13 protein-coding genes and 1 pseudogene are annotated in these 15,388 nt (G+C 61.2%); 8 read left to right on the plus strand and 6 right to left on the minus strand.

Translation table 11 applies throughout. The features are described from left to right. Window positions 1-80: 80 nt before the first annotated feature. Both RGAI101_RS04495 and RGAI101_RS04500 read right to left on the minus strand, forming a co-directional pair. Window positions 81-1,310 carry a sigma-54-dependent transcriptional regulator gene (locus RGAI101_RS04495; RefSeq protein WP_008227194.1) on the minus strand — a complete coding sequence of 410 codons (1,230 nt, stop codon included), beginning with the start codon at window positions 1,308-1,310 and terminating at the stop codon, window positions 81-83. Continuing rightward, window positions 1,307-3,091, minus strand: a complete 1,785-nt coding sequence (locus RGAI101_RS04500) for an ATP-binding protein (RefSeq protein ID WP_037229025.1) — start codon at window positions 3,089-3,091, stop codon at window positions 1,307-1,309. The genes RGAI101_RS04495 and RGAI101_RS04500 overlap by 4 nt, the downstream gene beginning before the upstream one ends. 60 nt (window positions 3,092-3,151) lie before the next feature. Here RGAI101_RS04500 and RGAI101_RS04505 point away from each other — a divergent pair, with 60 nt between their 5' ends. Continuing rightward, complete coding sequence (locus RGAI101_RS04505) at window positions 3,152-4,333, plus strand: cytochrome P450 (RefSeq protein ID WP_008227011.1); 1,182 nt, start codon at window positions 3,152-3,154, stop codon at window positions 4,331-4,333. Between the two features lie 7 nt (window positions 4,334-4,340). Here the strand turns inward: RGAI101_RS04505 and RGAI101_RS04510 are convergent, their stop codons facing one another. Beyond that, a complete protein-coding gene (locus RGAI101_RS04510) occupies window positions 4,341-4,802 on the minus strand; it encodes an Lrp/AsnC family transcriptional regulator (RefSeq protein ID WP_008228282.1) in 462 nt (153 codons plus the stop codon). A gap of 139 nt (window positions 4,803-4,941) precedes the next feature. Here RGAI101_RS04510 and cysG point away from each other — a divergent pair. The 6 genes and pseudogenes from cysG to RGAI101_RS04540 all read left to right on the plus strand — a co-directional run bounded on the left by cysG (window position 4,942) and on the right by RGAI101_RS04540 (window position 10,387). Continuing rightward, window positions 4,942-6,334, plus strand: a pseudogene (gene cysG, locus RGAI101_RS04515) (siroheme synthase CysG). Next, window positions 6,334-6,627: a DUF2849 domain-containing protein gene (locus RGAI101_RS04520; protein ID WP_037227394.1), complete on the plus strand. Its 294-nt coding sequence runs from the start codon at window positions 6,334-6,336 to the stop codon at window positions 6,625-6,627. Before cysG ends, RGAI101_RS04520 begins: the two are co-directional and overlap by 1 nt. Then, window positions 6,627-8,291 carry a nitrite/sulfite reductase gene (locus RGAI101_RS04525; protein WP_008228713.1) on the plus strand — a complete coding sequence of 555 codons (1,665 nt, stop codon included), beginning with the start codon at window positions 6,627-6,629 and terminating at the stop codon, window positions 8,289-8,291. The genes RGAI101_RS04520 and RGAI101_RS04525 overlap by 1 nt, the downstream gene beginning before the upstream one ends. Further along, complete coding sequence (locus RGAI101_RS04530; protein ID WP_008226608.1) at window positions 8,281-9,066, plus strand: phosphoadenylyl-sulfate reductase; 786 nt, start codon at window positions 8,281-8,283, stop codon at window positions 9,064-9,066. The genes RGAI101_RS04525 and RGAI101_RS04530 overlap by 11 nt, the downstream gene beginning before the upstream one ends. Further along, the gene (locus RGAI101_RS04535) at window positions 9,063-9,464 is read left to right on the plus strand and encodes a DUF934 domain-containing protein (RefSeq protein ID WP_008226684.1); all 402 of its coding nucleotides are present in this window, start codon (window positions 9,063-9,065) and stop codon (window positions 9,462-9,464) included. The genes RGAI101_RS04530 and RGAI101_RS04535 overlap by 4 nt, the downstream gene beginning before the upstream one ends. Window positions 9,465-9,538: 74 nt before the next feature. Further along, window positions 9,539-10,387, plus strand: coding sequence for a ferredoxin--NADP reductase (locus RGAI101_RS04540; protein ID WP_008228731.1), 849 nt, complete (start codon window positions 9,539-9,541; stop codon window positions 10,385-10,387). Window positions 10,388-10,470: 83 nt separating this feature from the next. Here RGAI101_RS04540 and RGAI101_RS21180 read toward each other — a convergent pair whose 3' ends face one another. Continuing rightward, on the minus strand, window positions 10,471-11,583 hold the full coding sequence (locus RGAI101_RS21180) for a hypothetical protein (protein ID WP_008229388.1): 1,113 nt from the start codon (window positions 11,581-11,583) through the stop codon (window positions 10,471-10,473). A 258-nt stretch (window positions 11,584-11,841) separates the two neighbouring features. Here RGAI101_RS21180 and infC point away from each other — a divergent pair, with 258 nt between their 5' ends. Continuing rightward, window positions 11,842-12,339 carry a translation initiation factor IF-3 gene (infC, locus tag RGAI101_RS04560; protein ID WP_302621181.1) on the plus strand — a complete coding sequence of 166 codons (498 nt, stop codon included), beginning with the start codon at window positions 11,842-11,844 and terminating at the stop codon, window positions 12,337-12,339. A 101-nt stretch (window positions 12,340-12,440) separates the two neighbouring features. On the opposite strand, the gene RGAI101_RS04565 is transcribed toward infC, so the two are convergent. Continuing rightward, on the minus strand, window positions 12,441-14,375 hold the full coding sequence (locus RGAI101_RS04565; RefSeq protein ID WP_037227396.1) for an OmpA family protein: 1,935 nt from the start codon (window positions 14,373-14,375) through the stop codon (window positions 12,441-12,443). 157 nt (window positions 14,376-14,532) lie between these two features. Continuing rightward, a complete protein-coding gene (locus RGAI101_RS04570; RefSeq protein WP_008227707.1) occupies window positions 14,533-15,324 on the minus strand; it encodes an FAD binding domain-containing protein in 792 nt (263 codons plus the stop codon). Between the last annotated feature and the right edge of the window lie 64 nt (window positions 15,325-15,388).

Raw genomic sequence — 15,388 nt, forward strand, 5'->3', positions numbered from 1 at the left:
CCACCTAAACCAGCGCCGCGGATGTGTGCGGAAAGTCGCACAAGACGCCTGACCATTTGTGCGGAAAACCGCACAGTTGTTCAGTTGCGGAAATCTTCCGCGCGAATCCCGTAGCGCGCTAGCTTGTCGTAAAAGGTCTTGCGCGGCAACTTGAGCGCTTCGGCAGCGGCGGTTGCCTGCCCACCGGCGCGCCGCAGGGCCGCCCGCAACAAGGACCGTTCGACCTGTGCCATCTGCTCGGCCAGCCCCAGTTCCGCGTCTGGTGCCACGTCGTCCGCCACCCCCATGACAAAGCGCATTGCCGCAGACATCAATGCACGCGCATTGCCTGGCCAGTCGCGCGCCATCAGGTCTGCGACGACCTGCGGCGTCACCTCGGGCGCGGTCAAACCCGATTGTTCGGCCGCCTGATCGACATAGCGGCGAAACAGGACGGGAATATCCTCGGGGCGCTCGGCCAGCGACGGGATGCGCACCGTCATCACCTCGAGCCGGTAATACAAATCCGCATGAAACCGCCCCTCTGCGACCAGGGCTTGCAGGTCGCGGGTACTGCCCGCGATCAGTCGGGCCTTCGGCGCGCTTTCCAATGCTTCAATCAGGGTCAGTTGGGTTTGCGCCGGCAGCTGCGTCACCTCGTCCAGAAACAGGCTGCCCTGCCCCGTGATCCGCAAGGCCTCTGTCAAATCCTGCCCGCCCAGTCCTTCGGCGGCGCGTTTGACAAAGGGCTCCTTGGCGCGCGGCGAACACATGTGCACGACTTCCGACACCTTTGAAATGCCGGACCCGTATGGGCCGGTCACCAGCACTTCGGCCTCGGACATGGCAGCGCGGCGCACCTTGGCGCGCGCGACATTCGACAAATCCGACGTGCCAAAGATCAGCCGCGCGGCGGGGTCACCGCTTTCGACCATTTGCAGCAGACGGCGGTTTTCCAACACCAGTGCGCGGGTTTTCAACGCCCTTTCGATCACCGCCAGCAAAGCCGACGGCGCGCAGGGCTTTTCCAGAAAATCGAATGCCCCCGCCTCCATGGCGCGCACCGCCATGGGAATATCGCCCTCGCCCGTCAGCAAGATCACCGGCAGATCGGGGTCCTGTTCGCGGGCATACTGCAGCAAGTGAAACCCGTCACGCCCGGGCATCCGCATGTCGGACAGGATCACCCCGTCAAATCCCGCGACGATCCTGTCCTTGGCTGCAACAAAGGACCCGGCGGCGATCACATCGACATCCGCCAATTCCAGCGTCTGGCCAAGCGCCTCGCGGACCGGCGCATCATCATCGACCAAAAGAACCGTTCTGCTCATGCGGCGACCTCGACTTCATCTGCACGTTCAAGCTGCACTGAGAACATCGCGCCGCCCCCGTCAAGGCTGTTCGCGTCCGGGTTTGCCGTCTCAAGGTTGCTGCCACGGATCTGTCCGCCAAAACTTTGCACGATGCCATAGCTGATCGACAGCCCCAGCCCCATGCCGCTGCTGCTGCCCACCGATTTTGTCGTGTAGAACGGATCGAACACCTTGTCGGGCATCTCGATCCCCGGCCCTGTGTCTTGAAAACTGACCACGACGCTGTCGCCTTCGGCGATCTGGATGGTCAGGCGGCGCGTCGCGCGACCGGCCATCGCGTCACTGGCATTTGTGATCAGGTTGACAAAGACCTGCCCCAGACGGACCTCTCCGCCATGCACCCAGACGGCATTCGGGGGGGCATCATAGACCAATGTCACCCCCACCTCGCGCAGATAGGTTTCCGTCAGCTCGACCGCGCTGGCCACGATGCGCACCACATCAACGCGCTTTTGCGGCATGGATTCCTGACGTGCAAAGGCGCGCAGGTTCTGGATGATGCGGGCCATACGCTCCGCCATCTCGGAAATCCGCGACAGGTTGTCGGCGGCACGCTCGGGCTTGTCTCGGGCGATGAAATGCACGGCGTTTTCAGCGAAGGACCGGATCGCCATCAGCGGTTGGTTCAATTCGTGACTAATGCCCGCCGACATCTGCCCAAGCGCGGACAGCTTGCCCGCCTGCACCAGATCGGCCTGCGCGCGACGCAAGGCCGCTTGGGCTTCCTCGCGCTCCGCAGCCTCATGGCGCAGCTCAAGGTTGCTGGCGTTCAGCGCCGCGGTTCGTTTTGCAACCTGTCGTTCCAGCTTGATATTTGCTTGCGACAGGGCGCGGCGACGCTCGGTGGCCAGGAACAACAGCGCACCAAAGGCCAGACACAGGGCGGCCACCGCCGACGCCTGCGCCACTGCAAGGCGGCGCGCCGGCGCGATATCAAGCAGAACCTCCCCCGTCAGGCCAATGACCGGCAAGGATTTCGTCAGGTGCAGCGCTTCGTAGGGGATGTAAGGCCCCCAGCCCATCTTCCAGATTTCGTTGCCCTGGACGAAGCTGGCGGAAAAGTTGACGGCGCTTTGGTCGGGCGGGATCAGGCCCGGCTGACCCTGGGGGCGCTGCCAGAACAGAAGTTCGGACCGGTTGGCGATCTGCACCACACCGGCGTTATCGGTGAAGAACGCTGCCGGATTGCTTCCCCGCCAATCATAGTCGATCCCGTTCAGGTCGGTCGATACGACGACGGCACCCTTGATTTGCCCCGCATCGCCAAAGACCGGTGCGGCATGGAAATAGGCGCGGTCCGTCAACGGCAGACTGGGACCATGGCCCCAGCCAAGCGCGCCGCGCAAGGCACGCCTGACAAAGGGTTGATCTATCAACACCGCCCCTGGCGCGCTTTGCGGTGACGCCAGTACGCGGCCCTGCACATCCACCACGCGGACATCCAATGCAGCAGATTTGTCCGCGACGTCTTGCAGGAAGTCCCGCGCGCGGCCCGGTGTCTGGTCCGAGAGAATGTCGTGGACTTGCGGATGGTCCGCCAGAAACACAGCCAGATCGCGGTACCGTTGCAGCTGACCGACCAGACGGTCACTGGCCAGCGACAGGTCGGCTTCGCCGCGCGCGTGCAACTGGTCCAGCCCTTGCAGGTAGGCATAGCGCCACACGCCCGTGGCCAACCCCAGCACGGTGATCAGAAAAACCAGCAATGTCGCAATGCGGCCGCGTAAAAAGGTGTTCATGGCGTCAATTTTGCACAGACCACCTTGCAAAGACCAGAGGTCCGCGTATCCCTGCGCCACATGAAAACACTAAATCTTTCCCCGCTTGATCCCGCGTTCGTCCAAAACCCCTATCGCGCCTATGCGCAGGCCCGTCTGGACGGCCCTGTGGTCTATTGGGAAGACTACGGCATGTTGGCCGCTTTCGATGCCGCGACCGTGCAAGCGCTGCTGCGCGACCGGCGTTTGGGCCGCGAAATCCCTGCGGACCAGCGCGTGCCAGTCCCTGCGCACCTGGCCGATTTCGACGCTGTCGACCGCCATTCCATGCTTGAGCTTGAGCCCCCCAGCCACACCCGTCTGCGCGGCCTCGTCTTGCGCGCCTTCACCTCGCGCCGGATTGCCGCCCTTGCGCCCGAGATTGAAACGATCGCCGCAGAGCTGTTGGCCACCCTGCCCCAGGAACCTTTTGACCTGATCCCGGCCTTTTGCACGCAACTGCCGGTGCGCATCATCGCGCGCCTGTTGGGTGTGCCGGAAGACATGTGGCCAGACCTGTTGCGATGGTCCAATGCGATGGTGGCAATCTACCAAGCGGGCCGCACCCGCGAGATTGAAGACGCTGCAAATACCGCTGCCTCTGATTTCAGCGCCTTCCTGCGCGGCTATGTCGACTTGCGCCGCAAGGACCCGCGCGATGATCTTATCACCCAGTTGATTGCCGCCGAGGAAGACGGCGAAAAGCTAAGCACCGATGCGCTGATCGGGACATGCATCTTGCTGCTGAATGCAGGCCACGAGGCGACTGTTCATGCGCTTGGCAACGGGGTTGCGTGCCTGCTGACCCATGACGTGGCGCGCGATGCGCTTGGCCCCGACGCGATCGCCGCGACGGTCGAGGAGATCCTGCGCTTTGACCCGCCGCTGCATGTGTTCGAACGCTTTGCCTACGAGGATATCGACCTGGACGGCATCACCTTGGAAAAGGGCAAGAAAATCGCGTTGGTCTTAGGCGCTGCGGGACGTGATCCGGCGGTCTATGCAGACCCTGACCGCTTTGATCCCGCGCGTGGCGCGAAACCCCACGCGGCCTTCGGCGGGGGGCTGCATTTCTGCGTCGGTGCCCCGCTGGCGCGGCTTGAAATACAGATCGGCCTGCGCGCATTGTTCGACCATGCGCCACAGCTGCGTCTGGCCGAACCGCCAAGCTTTGCAAACAGCTATCATTTCCACAAACTTGAACGTCTGATGGTGGAAAGCTAGCTGCGCGCTAAAGCGGCAGCATCGTCGTGGATTTGATCTGCTCCATCGACAAAAGCGCCGTGACGTTGTGCACCCGCACCTCTGAAATCAGCGCCTGATAGAACGCGTCATAGGCCCGCGCGTTTTTGACCCGCACCTTGAGGATATAGTCGATGTCGCCCGCCAGACGGTGTGCTTCTTGTACCTCGGGGCGGTCTTGCAACGCCTTGAGAAAGCTCGCCTGCCAGTCCGCTTCATGTTCTGACGTGCGGATCAAAACAAAGAAGCACGCCTCGAAGCCCAAGGCATCGGCATCCAGCACAACAGTGTGCTGTCCGATCACGCCTGCCTCGCGTAATTTGCGAATCCGGTTCCAGACGGGCGTCTTGGAAGACCCTACCTCACGGGCAATATCGTCCAAAGACTGGCTTGCATCCCGTTGAAGCTGCGCCAAAATCTTCCGATCTACCTCGTCTATACGAACGTCCATTCTGCCTATCCTTTGGTTTGCGGTCTTCTGTTCCAATGCGGCGGCTGATTAGAACGTATGTTCTTATATGTCCAGACACCTAGCGTCATATCGGAATTATTTCCTATATATACCGCAAGGCAAGCGCAAGGACAGCACCATGGATCATTTCCCAATCTTTCTATCAACCAAGGGCCAACGCATTGTGTTGTCAGGCGGTGGCGACGCCGCGCTGGCAAAGCTGCGCCTGTTGATGAAGTCCCAAGCCAAAATCAGCGTTTACGCGCCTGACCCCGCACCCGAGTTGGTGCAATGGGCGGACGCAGGCCGCATTACGCTGCAAAAACGCCCACTACAGCTTGGCGATGTTCTATGCGCCAAACTGTTCTATGCCGCCGACGAAGATGCGGTTGAAGACGCCCGCACCGCCGCCATCGCGCGGGCTGAAGGTGCGTTGGTGAACATCGTCGACAATCTGCACGACAGCGCCTTTATCACGCCAGCCATCGTCGACCGTGACCCGGTCACCATCGCCATCGGCACCGAAGGAGCCGCCCCCGTGCTGGCCCGCGCGATCAAGGCTGACCTTGAGGAACGCCTGCCCGCGACGCTGGGCACACTGGCGCGCATTGGCAAAGGGTTTCGCAAGATGGCAGATGCCCTGCCCTTTGGCCGCCCCCGCCGCGACTTCTGGCGCGACTATTACTTTACCTCAGGCCCCCGTGCCGTGGCCGATGGCGAAGCGGCTGTTGGCGACGCACTTGATACCTTGCTGGCCGATCACCTGAGCCGCGCTGCCCGCCCCGGTCACATCGCCTTTGTCGGCGGTGGCCCCGGCGACCCCGAATTGCTGACGCTCAAAGCCCGCCGCGCCTTGGACGAGGCCGATGTCGTGATCTACGACCGCCTGATCAGCCCCGAGATCCTTGAACTCGCCCGACGCGAGGCGTTGATGATCGACGTCGGCAAAGAAGGCTTCGGCCCCTCGACATCGCAAGAAACCATCAATGCCCTATTGGTGGAACACGCCCAGAACGCGCACAGGTCGTGCGCCTGAAATCCGTGATGCCACGGTGTTTGGCCGTCTGGACGAAGAAATCGACGCCGTCGATGCCCATAATATTGGCTGGCACATCGTGCCCGGTATCACATCAGCCTCGGCTGCCGTCGCTGCCATCGGCCAAAGCCTGACCAAACGCAACCGGAACGCCAGCGTCAGGTTTCTGACAGGCCACGATATGAAGGGTTTTGCCGACCACGACTGGGCCGCCTTGGCGCGCCCCGGTGAAGTTGCCGCGATCTACATGGGCAAGAAATCCGTCCGCTTTATCCAGGGCCGCCTGATCATGCACGGTGCTGACCGCGCCACACCGGTAACCGTCATCGAAAACGCCTCGCGGCCCGAACAACGCATTCTGGAAACCACGCTGGACCGTTTGCCCGCCGACCTGACAGAGGCGGAAATGAACGGCCCCGCGCTTACATTCTATGGCCTTGCCCTGCGCGCGGCGGCACTGGCCTCAACGGAAATCCTGCAAGAGGAGATGGCATAATGGCCAAGCCCTTCACCCCCAAAGTTGTCACCGCAAACGCCCTGCTTGAGGGCGACGTGATCTATCAAACCGCCACTGGCTGGACCCGCGATCTGGCCCAGGCCGAGGTGCTGACCGACGAGGCCGATGCCGATCTGCGCATGATCGATGCCAGCCAGCAGACCGATCTGGTCGTAGGCGTCTATCTGGCCGATGTCGATGCCAGCGCTGCGCCCAAGCCCGTGCACTTCCGCGAGGCATTTCGCGCCAAAGGCCCGTCAAACTACGCCCACGGCAAACAGGAGGCCCTGTAATGTACAGCTATACCGAATTCGACGCCGACTTTCTGGCGGAACGCAACGCGCAATTCCGGGCCCAGGTTGAACGCCGCATTGACGGATCTTTGACCGAGGATGAATTCAAGCCGCTGCGCCTGATGAACGGTCTTTATCTGCAACTGCACGCCTATATGCTGCGCGTGGCGATCCCCTACGGCACGCTGAACGGCGCGCAGATGCACAAGCTGGCCGACATCGCTGACACATGGGACAAGGGCTATGGCCACTTCACCACGCGGCAGAACATCCAGTACAACTGGCCGCAACTGCGCGATGTGCCCGATATGCTGGATGCGCTGGCCGAGGTGAACATGCACGCGATCCAGACGTCGGGGAACACCATCCGGAACGTCACCGCAGACCATTTCGCCGGTGCCGCCGCAGACGAGGTCGCGGACCCGCGCCCCGTGGCCGAGCTGATCCGCCAGTGGTCCACAGACCACCCCGAATTCCAGTTCCTGCCGCGCAAGTTCAAGGTCGCCGTGTCAGGCTCGGCCCATGACCGCGCTGTGATCAAGGCGCATGATATCGGGTTGCAGATCGTCGAACAAAACGGCGTGCTTGGATTTCAGGTGATCGTTGGCGGTGGCCTTGGCCGCACCCCGATGATCGGCAAGGTGCTCTATGATTTCGTCGCCTCCGAAGACCTGCTGCCCACCCTCGAAGCGATCGTTTCGGTCTATAACCTGCTGGGCCGCCGCGATAACAAATACAAGGCCCGGATCAAGATCACCGTCCACGAAAACGGCATCGAAGACATCCGCGCCCGCGTCGACGCCCGCTATGCGCTGATCCGTCCGCAGTTCACCGGCGTGGACCAGCAGATGCTTGCGCGGATCGAGGCGGATTTCGCCAAACCGACCTTCAAGACCGCCCCGCTGGACAGCTACACCCAAGCCTATGACAGCGATCCCGTCTTCCGCAGCTGGGCCGACACGAACCTGTCAGACCACCACGCGCCGGGCTATGCGATCGTGTCGATCAGCCTCAAGGCCCATGGCGCAACGCCGGGCGACGCGTCTTCTGACCAGATGCGCGTGATGGCAGACCTTGCCGCCCAATACGGCCACGATGAACTGCGCATCAGCCACGAACAGAACGTGATCCTGCCGCATGTCCACCGCGCCGATCTGCCGGCCCTGCACGCCGCACTGAAAGACGCCAAACTCGCCACCGCGAACATCGGCCTGATCAGCGACATCATCGCCTGCCCTGGCATGGATTACTGCGCGCTGGCCACGGCCCGCTCGATCCCCATCGCCCAAGAAATCGCGACCCGCTTTGACGCACTCAAGCTTGAGCACGAAGTCGGCCCGCTCAAGATCAAGATCTCGGGCTGCATCAACGCCTGTGGTCACCACCACGTGGGCCATATCGGCATCCTTGGCCTCGACCGTGCGGGTGTGGAAAACTACCAGATCACACTTGGTGGCGACGGCACCCAGGACGCGACCCTTGGGGAACGCGCAGGCCCCGGATTCTCGGCTGACGAGATCATTCCCGCCATCGAACGCCTCGTGCGCGGCTACCTTGATCTGCGCAGCGAACCCACCGAGACCTTCCTGCAAACCTACCGCCGCCTCGGGTTGGCCCCTTTCAAGGCCGCCCTCTATCCGGAAGCCCGTGCCAATGCCGCGTGATACCCACATTCCAAATGGACAGGAAATCCTCCCCGAAGGGCCGGATCGCGTCGCGCAACTGACCGCGCAGGTCAAAGCGCTGAATGACGACCTGCGCCACCACAGCGCCACGGACGTGCTGCGCGCGGCGATCGAACATGTGCCAAATCTCGCGCTGGTGTCCAGCTTCGGGGCCGAATCCGTCGCTCTCCTGCACTTGGCATCAATGGTCAAACGGGATCTGCCGGTGCTGTTCATCGACACTGAAATGCTGTTCACCGAAACCCTGGTCTACCAACAGGAACTTGGCGAACGGTTGGGACTGCGCAACATCCAGATCATCCGCGCCGCGGATATCGCGGAGAAGGACCCTGACGGCACGCTGCACCAACGCGACCCAGACGCCTGCTGTGCCTTTCGCAAGACCGTGCCACTGCAAACCGCACTTCAGGGTTTTGACGGCTGGATCACGGGCCGCAAACGGTTCCAGTCCGGTACCCGTGCCAGCCTGCCGTTTTTCGAGGTCGAAACACCCGGTGACGCCCCCGCACGGATCAAGGTCAACCCGCTGGCCCATTGGCAGGCGGGCGACGTTGCCGACTATATCACTGAAAACCGTCTGCCCCGCCATCCATTGGTGGCGCAGGGCTATCCCAGCATCGGTTGCGCACCCTGCACATCCACGGTTAAGCCCGGCGAAGACCCCCGCGCAGGGCGTTGGCGCGACACGCAAAAAGAAGAATGCGGCATCCATTTTGTCGACGGCAAGATGGTCCGAACAGGAGCAAAAACATGACACAGCTTGTGACAGATCAAGGTTTCACGACAGACGACTGGACGGCGGGGTTCACTGTGCTTGGCTGCGCGAATGACGCGGTCGCATTGCACGTGCCCTCGGATGCGCAGCCGGGTGACATCCAGCTGAACCATGCGCTGCAGATCATCCGCATCGATTTCCCCAGCTCCGCAGACGGGCGCGGCTTTACCATCGCCAAACAGCTCCGCCTGCTGGGGTATACGGGGCGCTTGCGTGCCCATGGGCACGTGCTCGCTGACCAATATGCCATGGCGCGCCGTGCAGGGTTCGACGAGGTCGAAATTACCGATGACCTGGCCGCCCGTCAGCCCGAAGACCAATGGCTAGCCCGCGCGAACTGGCAGGACCATGACTATCAGTCGCGCCTGCGCGGCTGATACGGGTCTTTTCCTACCTCCTCCCTTCCCCTAAAGACAAAGGCGGCGCGCCCGATGAGCGTGCCGATGAAACCATGACCGAGCATTCCCCCGTGACACAGACCGACGCCAAGCCCGTACCCACCCTGCCCGACGCGCAGACCGTGATCTCCGTCAAACACTGGACAGACCGGTTGTTTTCCTTTCGCGTGTCGCGCCCAGCGTCCTTGCGGTTCCGGTCGGGCGAATTTGTGATGATCGGCCTGATGGGCGATCCGGACCCCAAGACCGGCAAGCAAAAACCGTTGCTGCGGGCCTATTCCATCGCCTCGCCGTCGTGGGATGATGAACTGGAGTTCTATTCGATCAAGGTTCAGGATGGTCCGCTGACCTCGAAACTCCAGCACATTCAACCAGGAGACGAAATCATCCTGCGGCCCAAGCCTGTTGGAACTCTGGTGCATGACGCGCTGCTGCCGGGCAAGCGGCTATGGCTTTTTGCCACCGGTACCGGATTTGCCCCCTTTGCGTCGCTGTTGCGTGAACCCGAGACCTACGAGAATTTCGATCAGGTCATCGTCACCCACACCGTGCGCGATGTCGCCGAACTGGATTACAGCCGCAGCCTGATCGAAGAGATCCAGAACGACGAGATGATGCATGAACTGATCGGCAAGGACAATCTGGCCAAGATCGTCTATTACCCGACCACGACACGCCAAGACAGCCCCAAGATGGGCCGTATCACGACACTGCTGCAGGATGGGACCGTATTTGCCGATCTCGGCATTGACGGGATCACCGCCGGGACCGATCGCGGCATGGTTTGTGGCAGCCTTGATTTCAACAAGGACATCAAGGAGGTCCTTGAAGGTTTCGGCCTGGAAGAAGGTGCGAACTCCGACCCCAAGCATTACGTCGTGGAAAAAGCCTTCGTCGGCTAAGCCTGTCGGCCATCACCACCGGACATGAAAAAACCGCGCCCTCTTGCGAAGGCGCGGTTTTCTTTTTGCGGTATCCCTAGGGATTACATGTTCAGCGCAGCGCGCACACGGTCCAGCACGTCCTGAAGCGTATCGGGTTTGTCGCTCGCGGTTTCCAGACCACGCTTGAGCAAGGTTTTCTCCATGCCCGGGATTGTGGAGTCGTCGATGATCGTGAGGGCTTCTTCAAGGTCAAAGCCTTCGACGGTCAACACCTGCTCGGGTGTGACATCGACCGACGCAGCGGCTGCTTCTGCTTGCTCGGCTGTTTCAGCGACCGCATCGGCTGCTTCCGAAGCCGTCTCTGCTGTCGCATCCGCTGCATCTGATGCAGCGTCAGCTGTTGCGTCAACGGCATCTGCCGCTGCATCTGCAGTGGCATCCGCGGCTTCATCCGCCGCTGCGGCTGCTTCCGAAGCCGTCTCTGCTGTCGCATCCGATGCGTCTGACGCAGCTTCTTCTGTTGCGTCAACGGCATTTGCCGCTGCATCTGCTGTGGCATCCGCGGCTTCATCCGCCGCTGCGGCTGCTTCCGAAGCCGTCTCTGCTGTCGCATCCGCTGCGTCTGATGCAGCTTCTTCTGTTGCGTCAACGGCATCTGCCGCTGCATCTGATGTTGCATCCGCGGCTTCATCCGCCGCTGCGGCTGCTTCCGAAGCCGTCTCTGCTGTCGCATCCGCGGCGTCTGACGCCATCTCTGTCACAGCCGTTGCAGCGTCCGATGCGGTTTCCGATGTCGCTGCCATCGCGTCAGACGCGGTGTCGGCTGCGGCATTTGCCGCCTCCGTTGCGGTCTCGGCAACCGCCGTGGCCGCGTCGGAAACCATGTTCATTGCGTCGTCAGCAACTTCGGGGGCTGCCGCTGCAGCCTCTTCGGTGGCCTGAACTGCTGCATCGGCTGCGTCGGACGCGGCCTCTGAAACGGCATTAGCGGCCGCATCTGCTGCCTGTGCTGTCGCTTCGACGGCTTCCGCAACCACACCTTCCGTCGCTTCGACCGCGTCGCCGACGGCAGCCGTAGCGCTTTCCAATGCTTCGGGCGCATTGACCGCATCCGACGCCGTTTCCGCGATTTCCTTAACCGACCGACCGGAATACAGCATGTATCCCCCGAATGCGATCACAGCCGCGATGATGATCCAGATGAGGTTTCTCATGGCAATATAGTCCCTTCGAACTTGGTAGATTTCGTCCCGTGCACCCATTATGCACGCTCAAATGGTCAAATGCGCCTTCATTTGTCAGGTTGCAAGGTTGAAACGCCCCTTTTAGCAGGGTTTAACCCCATTTTGCGGCTTGAAGAAGCACCAGCGCGGGTTTACCTTCTGTCTTCGACATTACAGAACAATCAAAGGACGTTCATCATCGCTCGTAGACCACATAACGCGCCGCCACAAAGAGACACGGGCCCGCGCATTAACGAAAATATCCGTTCCAATGAAATTCGTTTGATCGGTGCCGACGGCGAAAACGTAGGGGTCGTGACTCCAGGCCGCGCCATGGAAATGGCCGAAGACGCCGGACTGGACTTGGTCGAGATCTCTCCCAATGCCAACCCGCCCGTGTGCAAGATCATGGATTTCGGCAAGTTCAAATACGAGACGCAAAAGCGCGAAGCCGAAGCGCGCAAGAAGCAGAAGATCATCGAGATCAAAGAGGTCAAGTTCAGACCGAACACCGACACCAACGACTATCAGGTCAAGATGCGGAACGTGTTCAAGTTTCTGGACAATGGCGACAAGGTAAAGATCACCCTGCGCTTCCGTGGCCGCGAGATGGCGCACCAGAACCTGGGTCGCCAGTTGCTGGAACGCGTCGCCGAGGACACCAAAGAAGTGGGCCGCGTCGAAAACTTCCCCAAGATGGAAGGCCGTCAGATGGTCATGCTGATCGGCCCGATGCCGAACAAATAATTCCGGCCTTTAATATCGCTGCTGTTAGGTCGCTGATGCAGACATAAAAAAACGCCCCCGTGAGTAATCACGGGGGCGTTTTTCGTTTCAAGGAAGCAGAGTTACTGCTTCAGCAGGCTGGTGATGTTGCGCACCACGGCCCGACGGTTGGCGGGTTGCGCTGTCTGCGACGGAACTTTCAACGCAGTCTCACCATACCCTTGGGTAATCAGGTTTGCCGGTGGAACGTCGAAATACTCGGTCAGTGCCAAGGCGACTGTTTCGGCACGACGGTCCGAAAGCGCAAGGTTGTAGCCTTCATTGCCCACAGCGTCAGTGTGCCCTTCGATCAGGATAACGGTGCGTGGATCGTTGCGGATCGCACCGGTGATCGCTGTCCCGATCTTGGCCAGCGCACGTGCCTGTTCAGGCTGGATCGCAGCCGAACCGGTTTCGAACCGCAGCGCATCCAGTTCAACCTCGGGGGCCAAGGCGCGTACCTGCTGGATGTCGCGCACCTGGCGCAACGAGAACCGCTGTGCCTGCGTATCACGCAGTTGCGTTTCCAGTGCCACGCGCAGCGCTTCTTCGTTCTGCTGGCTCAGCAGGGTGTTGGTCTGTTCGACCTGTGGCAGTTCGTTCACCACGATCCGCTGTTCAACCTGCGTATCGTCGAACAGCACATATTCGTTGCCCTGCGGGTCGATGTTGATCCGGCGCAAAACAGTCCCGTCACGTCCAAGGATCGTCACCACTTTGCTGCCATCCGGCTTGGTCACGGTTGTGCGTGCAGACCCGTCGTTGAATGTCTCGCGACGGACTTCGTCGCCGGCCTGACGGACAAGCGCATCATCGTCCTTCAGCACGCGCAGATCGCCATTCTGGTCTTCGACGACCAGACGGTCACCCGAGTTGCTGACAACCTTGGACCCGTTCTTGAGCACGGCACCAACGGCGACGGCACCAAGACCAAGCAAAAGTGCCTTTTCGAATTTGCTCAGGCCATCGTCTTCCTGAGGGGCCGCTTCTGCTGTCGCCTCACCCGTGACCTCGGTCGAGAATTCCTCGTCCGAACTGCGGGTTTCCTCGGCTGTGATTTCTTCGGTCACGACCTGTGCTTCTGCCTCGCCGCTGTCGGCAGCTGCGGCGGCTTCCGCGGCGGCAGCGGCTTCGGCAGCGCGCTGCTCCTGACGTGCTTCTTCAGCGGCCTGTTGTTCTGCGATCTCGGCGGCAATCTGCTCTTCCGTCTTCGGGGCCTCTTCTGTTGCTGTCGCCTCAGCCTGCGCCTCTGGTGTCACGGTTGTCTCAGCAGCAGCAGAGTCAGTCGTTTCGACCTGGATAGGTTCCGCTTGCTGTTCTGACGTTACTTCTGTCTGCGCAGGATCAGCGGTTGCTGTGGCGTCCTGCGTTGCGGCGGCCTCCTCGGCAGCCTCTTTCGCCTCAGCGTCCCCGGCAATCTGGGCTGCAATTGCTTCCTCGTTTGCTGCTGCATCCGCTGCGATCTGTGCGTCTTCTGCCGCCTTCGCCTCTGCCGCCGCCTCTTCAGCCGCAGCAGCTTCGGCCGCTGCCGACGCATCCGCTGCAGCCTGGGCTGCCGCTGCCGCTTCTTCAGCCGCAGCTGCCTCGGCCGCTGCCGACGCATCCGCCGCAGCCTGTGCTTCTGCTGCCGCCTGCGCGTCTGCTGTGGCTTGGGCATCTAGTGCGGCCTGTGCATCCTCTTCAGCCTGCGCCTCTGCGGCTGCTCGGGCATCCTCGGCCGCCTGTGCATCCTCTACGCTTTCGGCAGCTTCCTGCGCCTTGGCGTCAGCTTCCGCAGCCGCTTCGTCTACTGCATCACCCGCACCTACAACCTGATCCAGGGCAATCTGCAATTGCGCGTCCAGCTCTTCGGCGTCATTCACTTCTGTTCCGTCGGGCAAGACGCAGGGGAACACGGCCTCTGCCTCTGTTCCCTCAACGGCGCAAGTCGCGACAGTCGATTGCGCGAACCCGCCCGCGGGCAACGCCAGGGCCACACACATGGTCAAAGAAGTTGTTGATTTAAGAAGTCTAAACATTTCATATCCTTACGGGTTACTACACAACGCCGTTCGGGCAGCGCTTGTCACTAAACCCTTAACGGATCGTTTTGTTCCAGCAGGATGATCCCTGACACCGGAAAGCCGCCTTCAATCTGTCGAAGACGGCTTTCCAGCTTCGTATTCTAATGGCCCGTCAGGCGAGTGCGGCAACAGCCCGCTTGGTCATGACACCGACCAGATGGGCGCGGTAGTCGCCAGACCCGTGCAGATCGCTGATCATGCTGCTGCCATCAACGCTCAGGCCGCTCACGGCTTCCGCACTAAAGTTCGCAGACAACGCGGTCTCGGCCTCGGTCCAGCGAAAGACACCATCCTCGGACGCGCCCGTGACAGCAACACGCACCCCGTCGGCAAACTTTGCGACAAAGACGGCGACCAAAGGAAACCGTGACGCTGGCTGGATGAACTTCTCGTAATGGGCCTTCTCAGGTACCGGAAACTTGACCTCGGTGACGATTTCGCCCTCATCCAGCGCCGTCGCAAACATGCCCTGAAAGAAATCATCGGCAGCGATCTCGCGCGCATTCGTCACGACTGTCGCACCGCTGGCCAACACAGCCGACGGATAGCACGCCGAAGGGTCATTATTGGCAACCGATCCGCCAATCGTGCCACGGTTGCGCACGGCCGGATCGCCGATCCGCGCCGCAAGCCCCGCGAGGGCCGGGTAATGGGTCGCAACCTCTTTGGCGACGGTCGCATGGACGGTGCCACCGCCAATGCAGACGCGGCCGTCATCATCCAGACAAACACCCCGCATCTCGGCGATCCCCTTGAGCGACACCAAAACCGACGGCATTGCCAGCCGCGCCTTCAGCGTCGGGATCAAGGTCTGCCCGCCACTCAACGGCTGCGCTTCTTCACGCCCCAACGCCTTGACCGCATCGGCGATGCTGGTTGGTTTCTCTACGTCGAAATCATACATCTTCTGTCCTTCCAATCAGAGAGCGCGCCATAGCCCCGCTTCTCCTCTTCATTTTTCCACATAA

The organism is Roseobacter sp. GAI101 (assembly GCF_000156335.1).
Lineage (GTDB): Bacteria > Pseudomonadota > Alphaproteobacteria > Rhodobacterales > Rhodobacteraceae > Sulfitobacter.

Bases quoted from the DNA above. Each gene is read 5' to 3' on its own strand.
- RGAI101_RS04495 (WP_008227194.1), bottom strand. From the start codon at position 1,310: ATGAGCAGAACGGTTCTTTTGGTCGATGATGATGCGCCGGTCCGCGAG.
- RGAI101_RS04500 (WP_037229025.1), bottom strand. From the start codon at position 3,091: ATGAACACCTTTTTACGCGGCCGCATTGCGACATTGCTGGTTTTTCTG.
- RGAI101_RS04505 (WP_008227011.1), top strand. From the start codon at position 3,152: ATGAAAACACTAAATCTTTCCCCGCTTGATCCCGCGTTCGTCCAAAAC.
- RGAI101_RS04510 (WP_008228282.1), bottom strand. From the start codon at position 4,802: ATGGACGTTCGTATAGACGAGGTAGATCGGAAGATTTTGGCGCAGCTT.
- RGAI101_RS04520 (WP_037227394.1), top strand. From the start codon at position 6,334: ATGGCCAAGCCCTTCACCCCCAAAGTTGTCACCGCAAACGCCCTGCTT.
- RGAI101_RS04525 (WP_008228713.1), top strand. From the start codon at position 6,627: ATGTACAGCTATACCGAATTCGACGCCGACTTTCTGGCGGAACGCAAC.
- RGAI101_RS04530 (WP_008226608.1), top strand. From the start codon at position 8,281: ATGCCGCGTGATACCCACATTCCAAATGGACAGGAAATCCTCCCCGAA.
- RGAI101_RS04535 (WP_008226684.1), top strand. From the start codon at position 9,063: ATGACACAGCTTGTGACAGATCAAGGTTTCACGACAGACGACTGGACG.
- RGAI101_RS04540 (WP_008228731.1), top strand. From the start codon at position 9,539: ATGACCGAGCATTCCCCCGTGACACAGACCGACGCCAAGCCCGTACCC.
- RGAI101_RS21180 (WP_008229388.1), bottom strand. From the start codon at position 11,583: ATGAGAAACCTCATCTGGATCATCATCGCGGCTGTGATCGCATTCGGG.
- RGAI101_RS04565 (WP_037227396.1), bottom strand. From the start codon at position 14,375: ATGTTTAGACTTCTTAAATCAACAACTTCTTTGACCATGTGTGTGGCC.
- RGAI101_RS04570 (WP_008227707.1), bottom strand. From the start codon at position 15,324: ATGTATGATTTCGACGTAGAGAAACCAACCAGCATCGCCGATGCGGTC.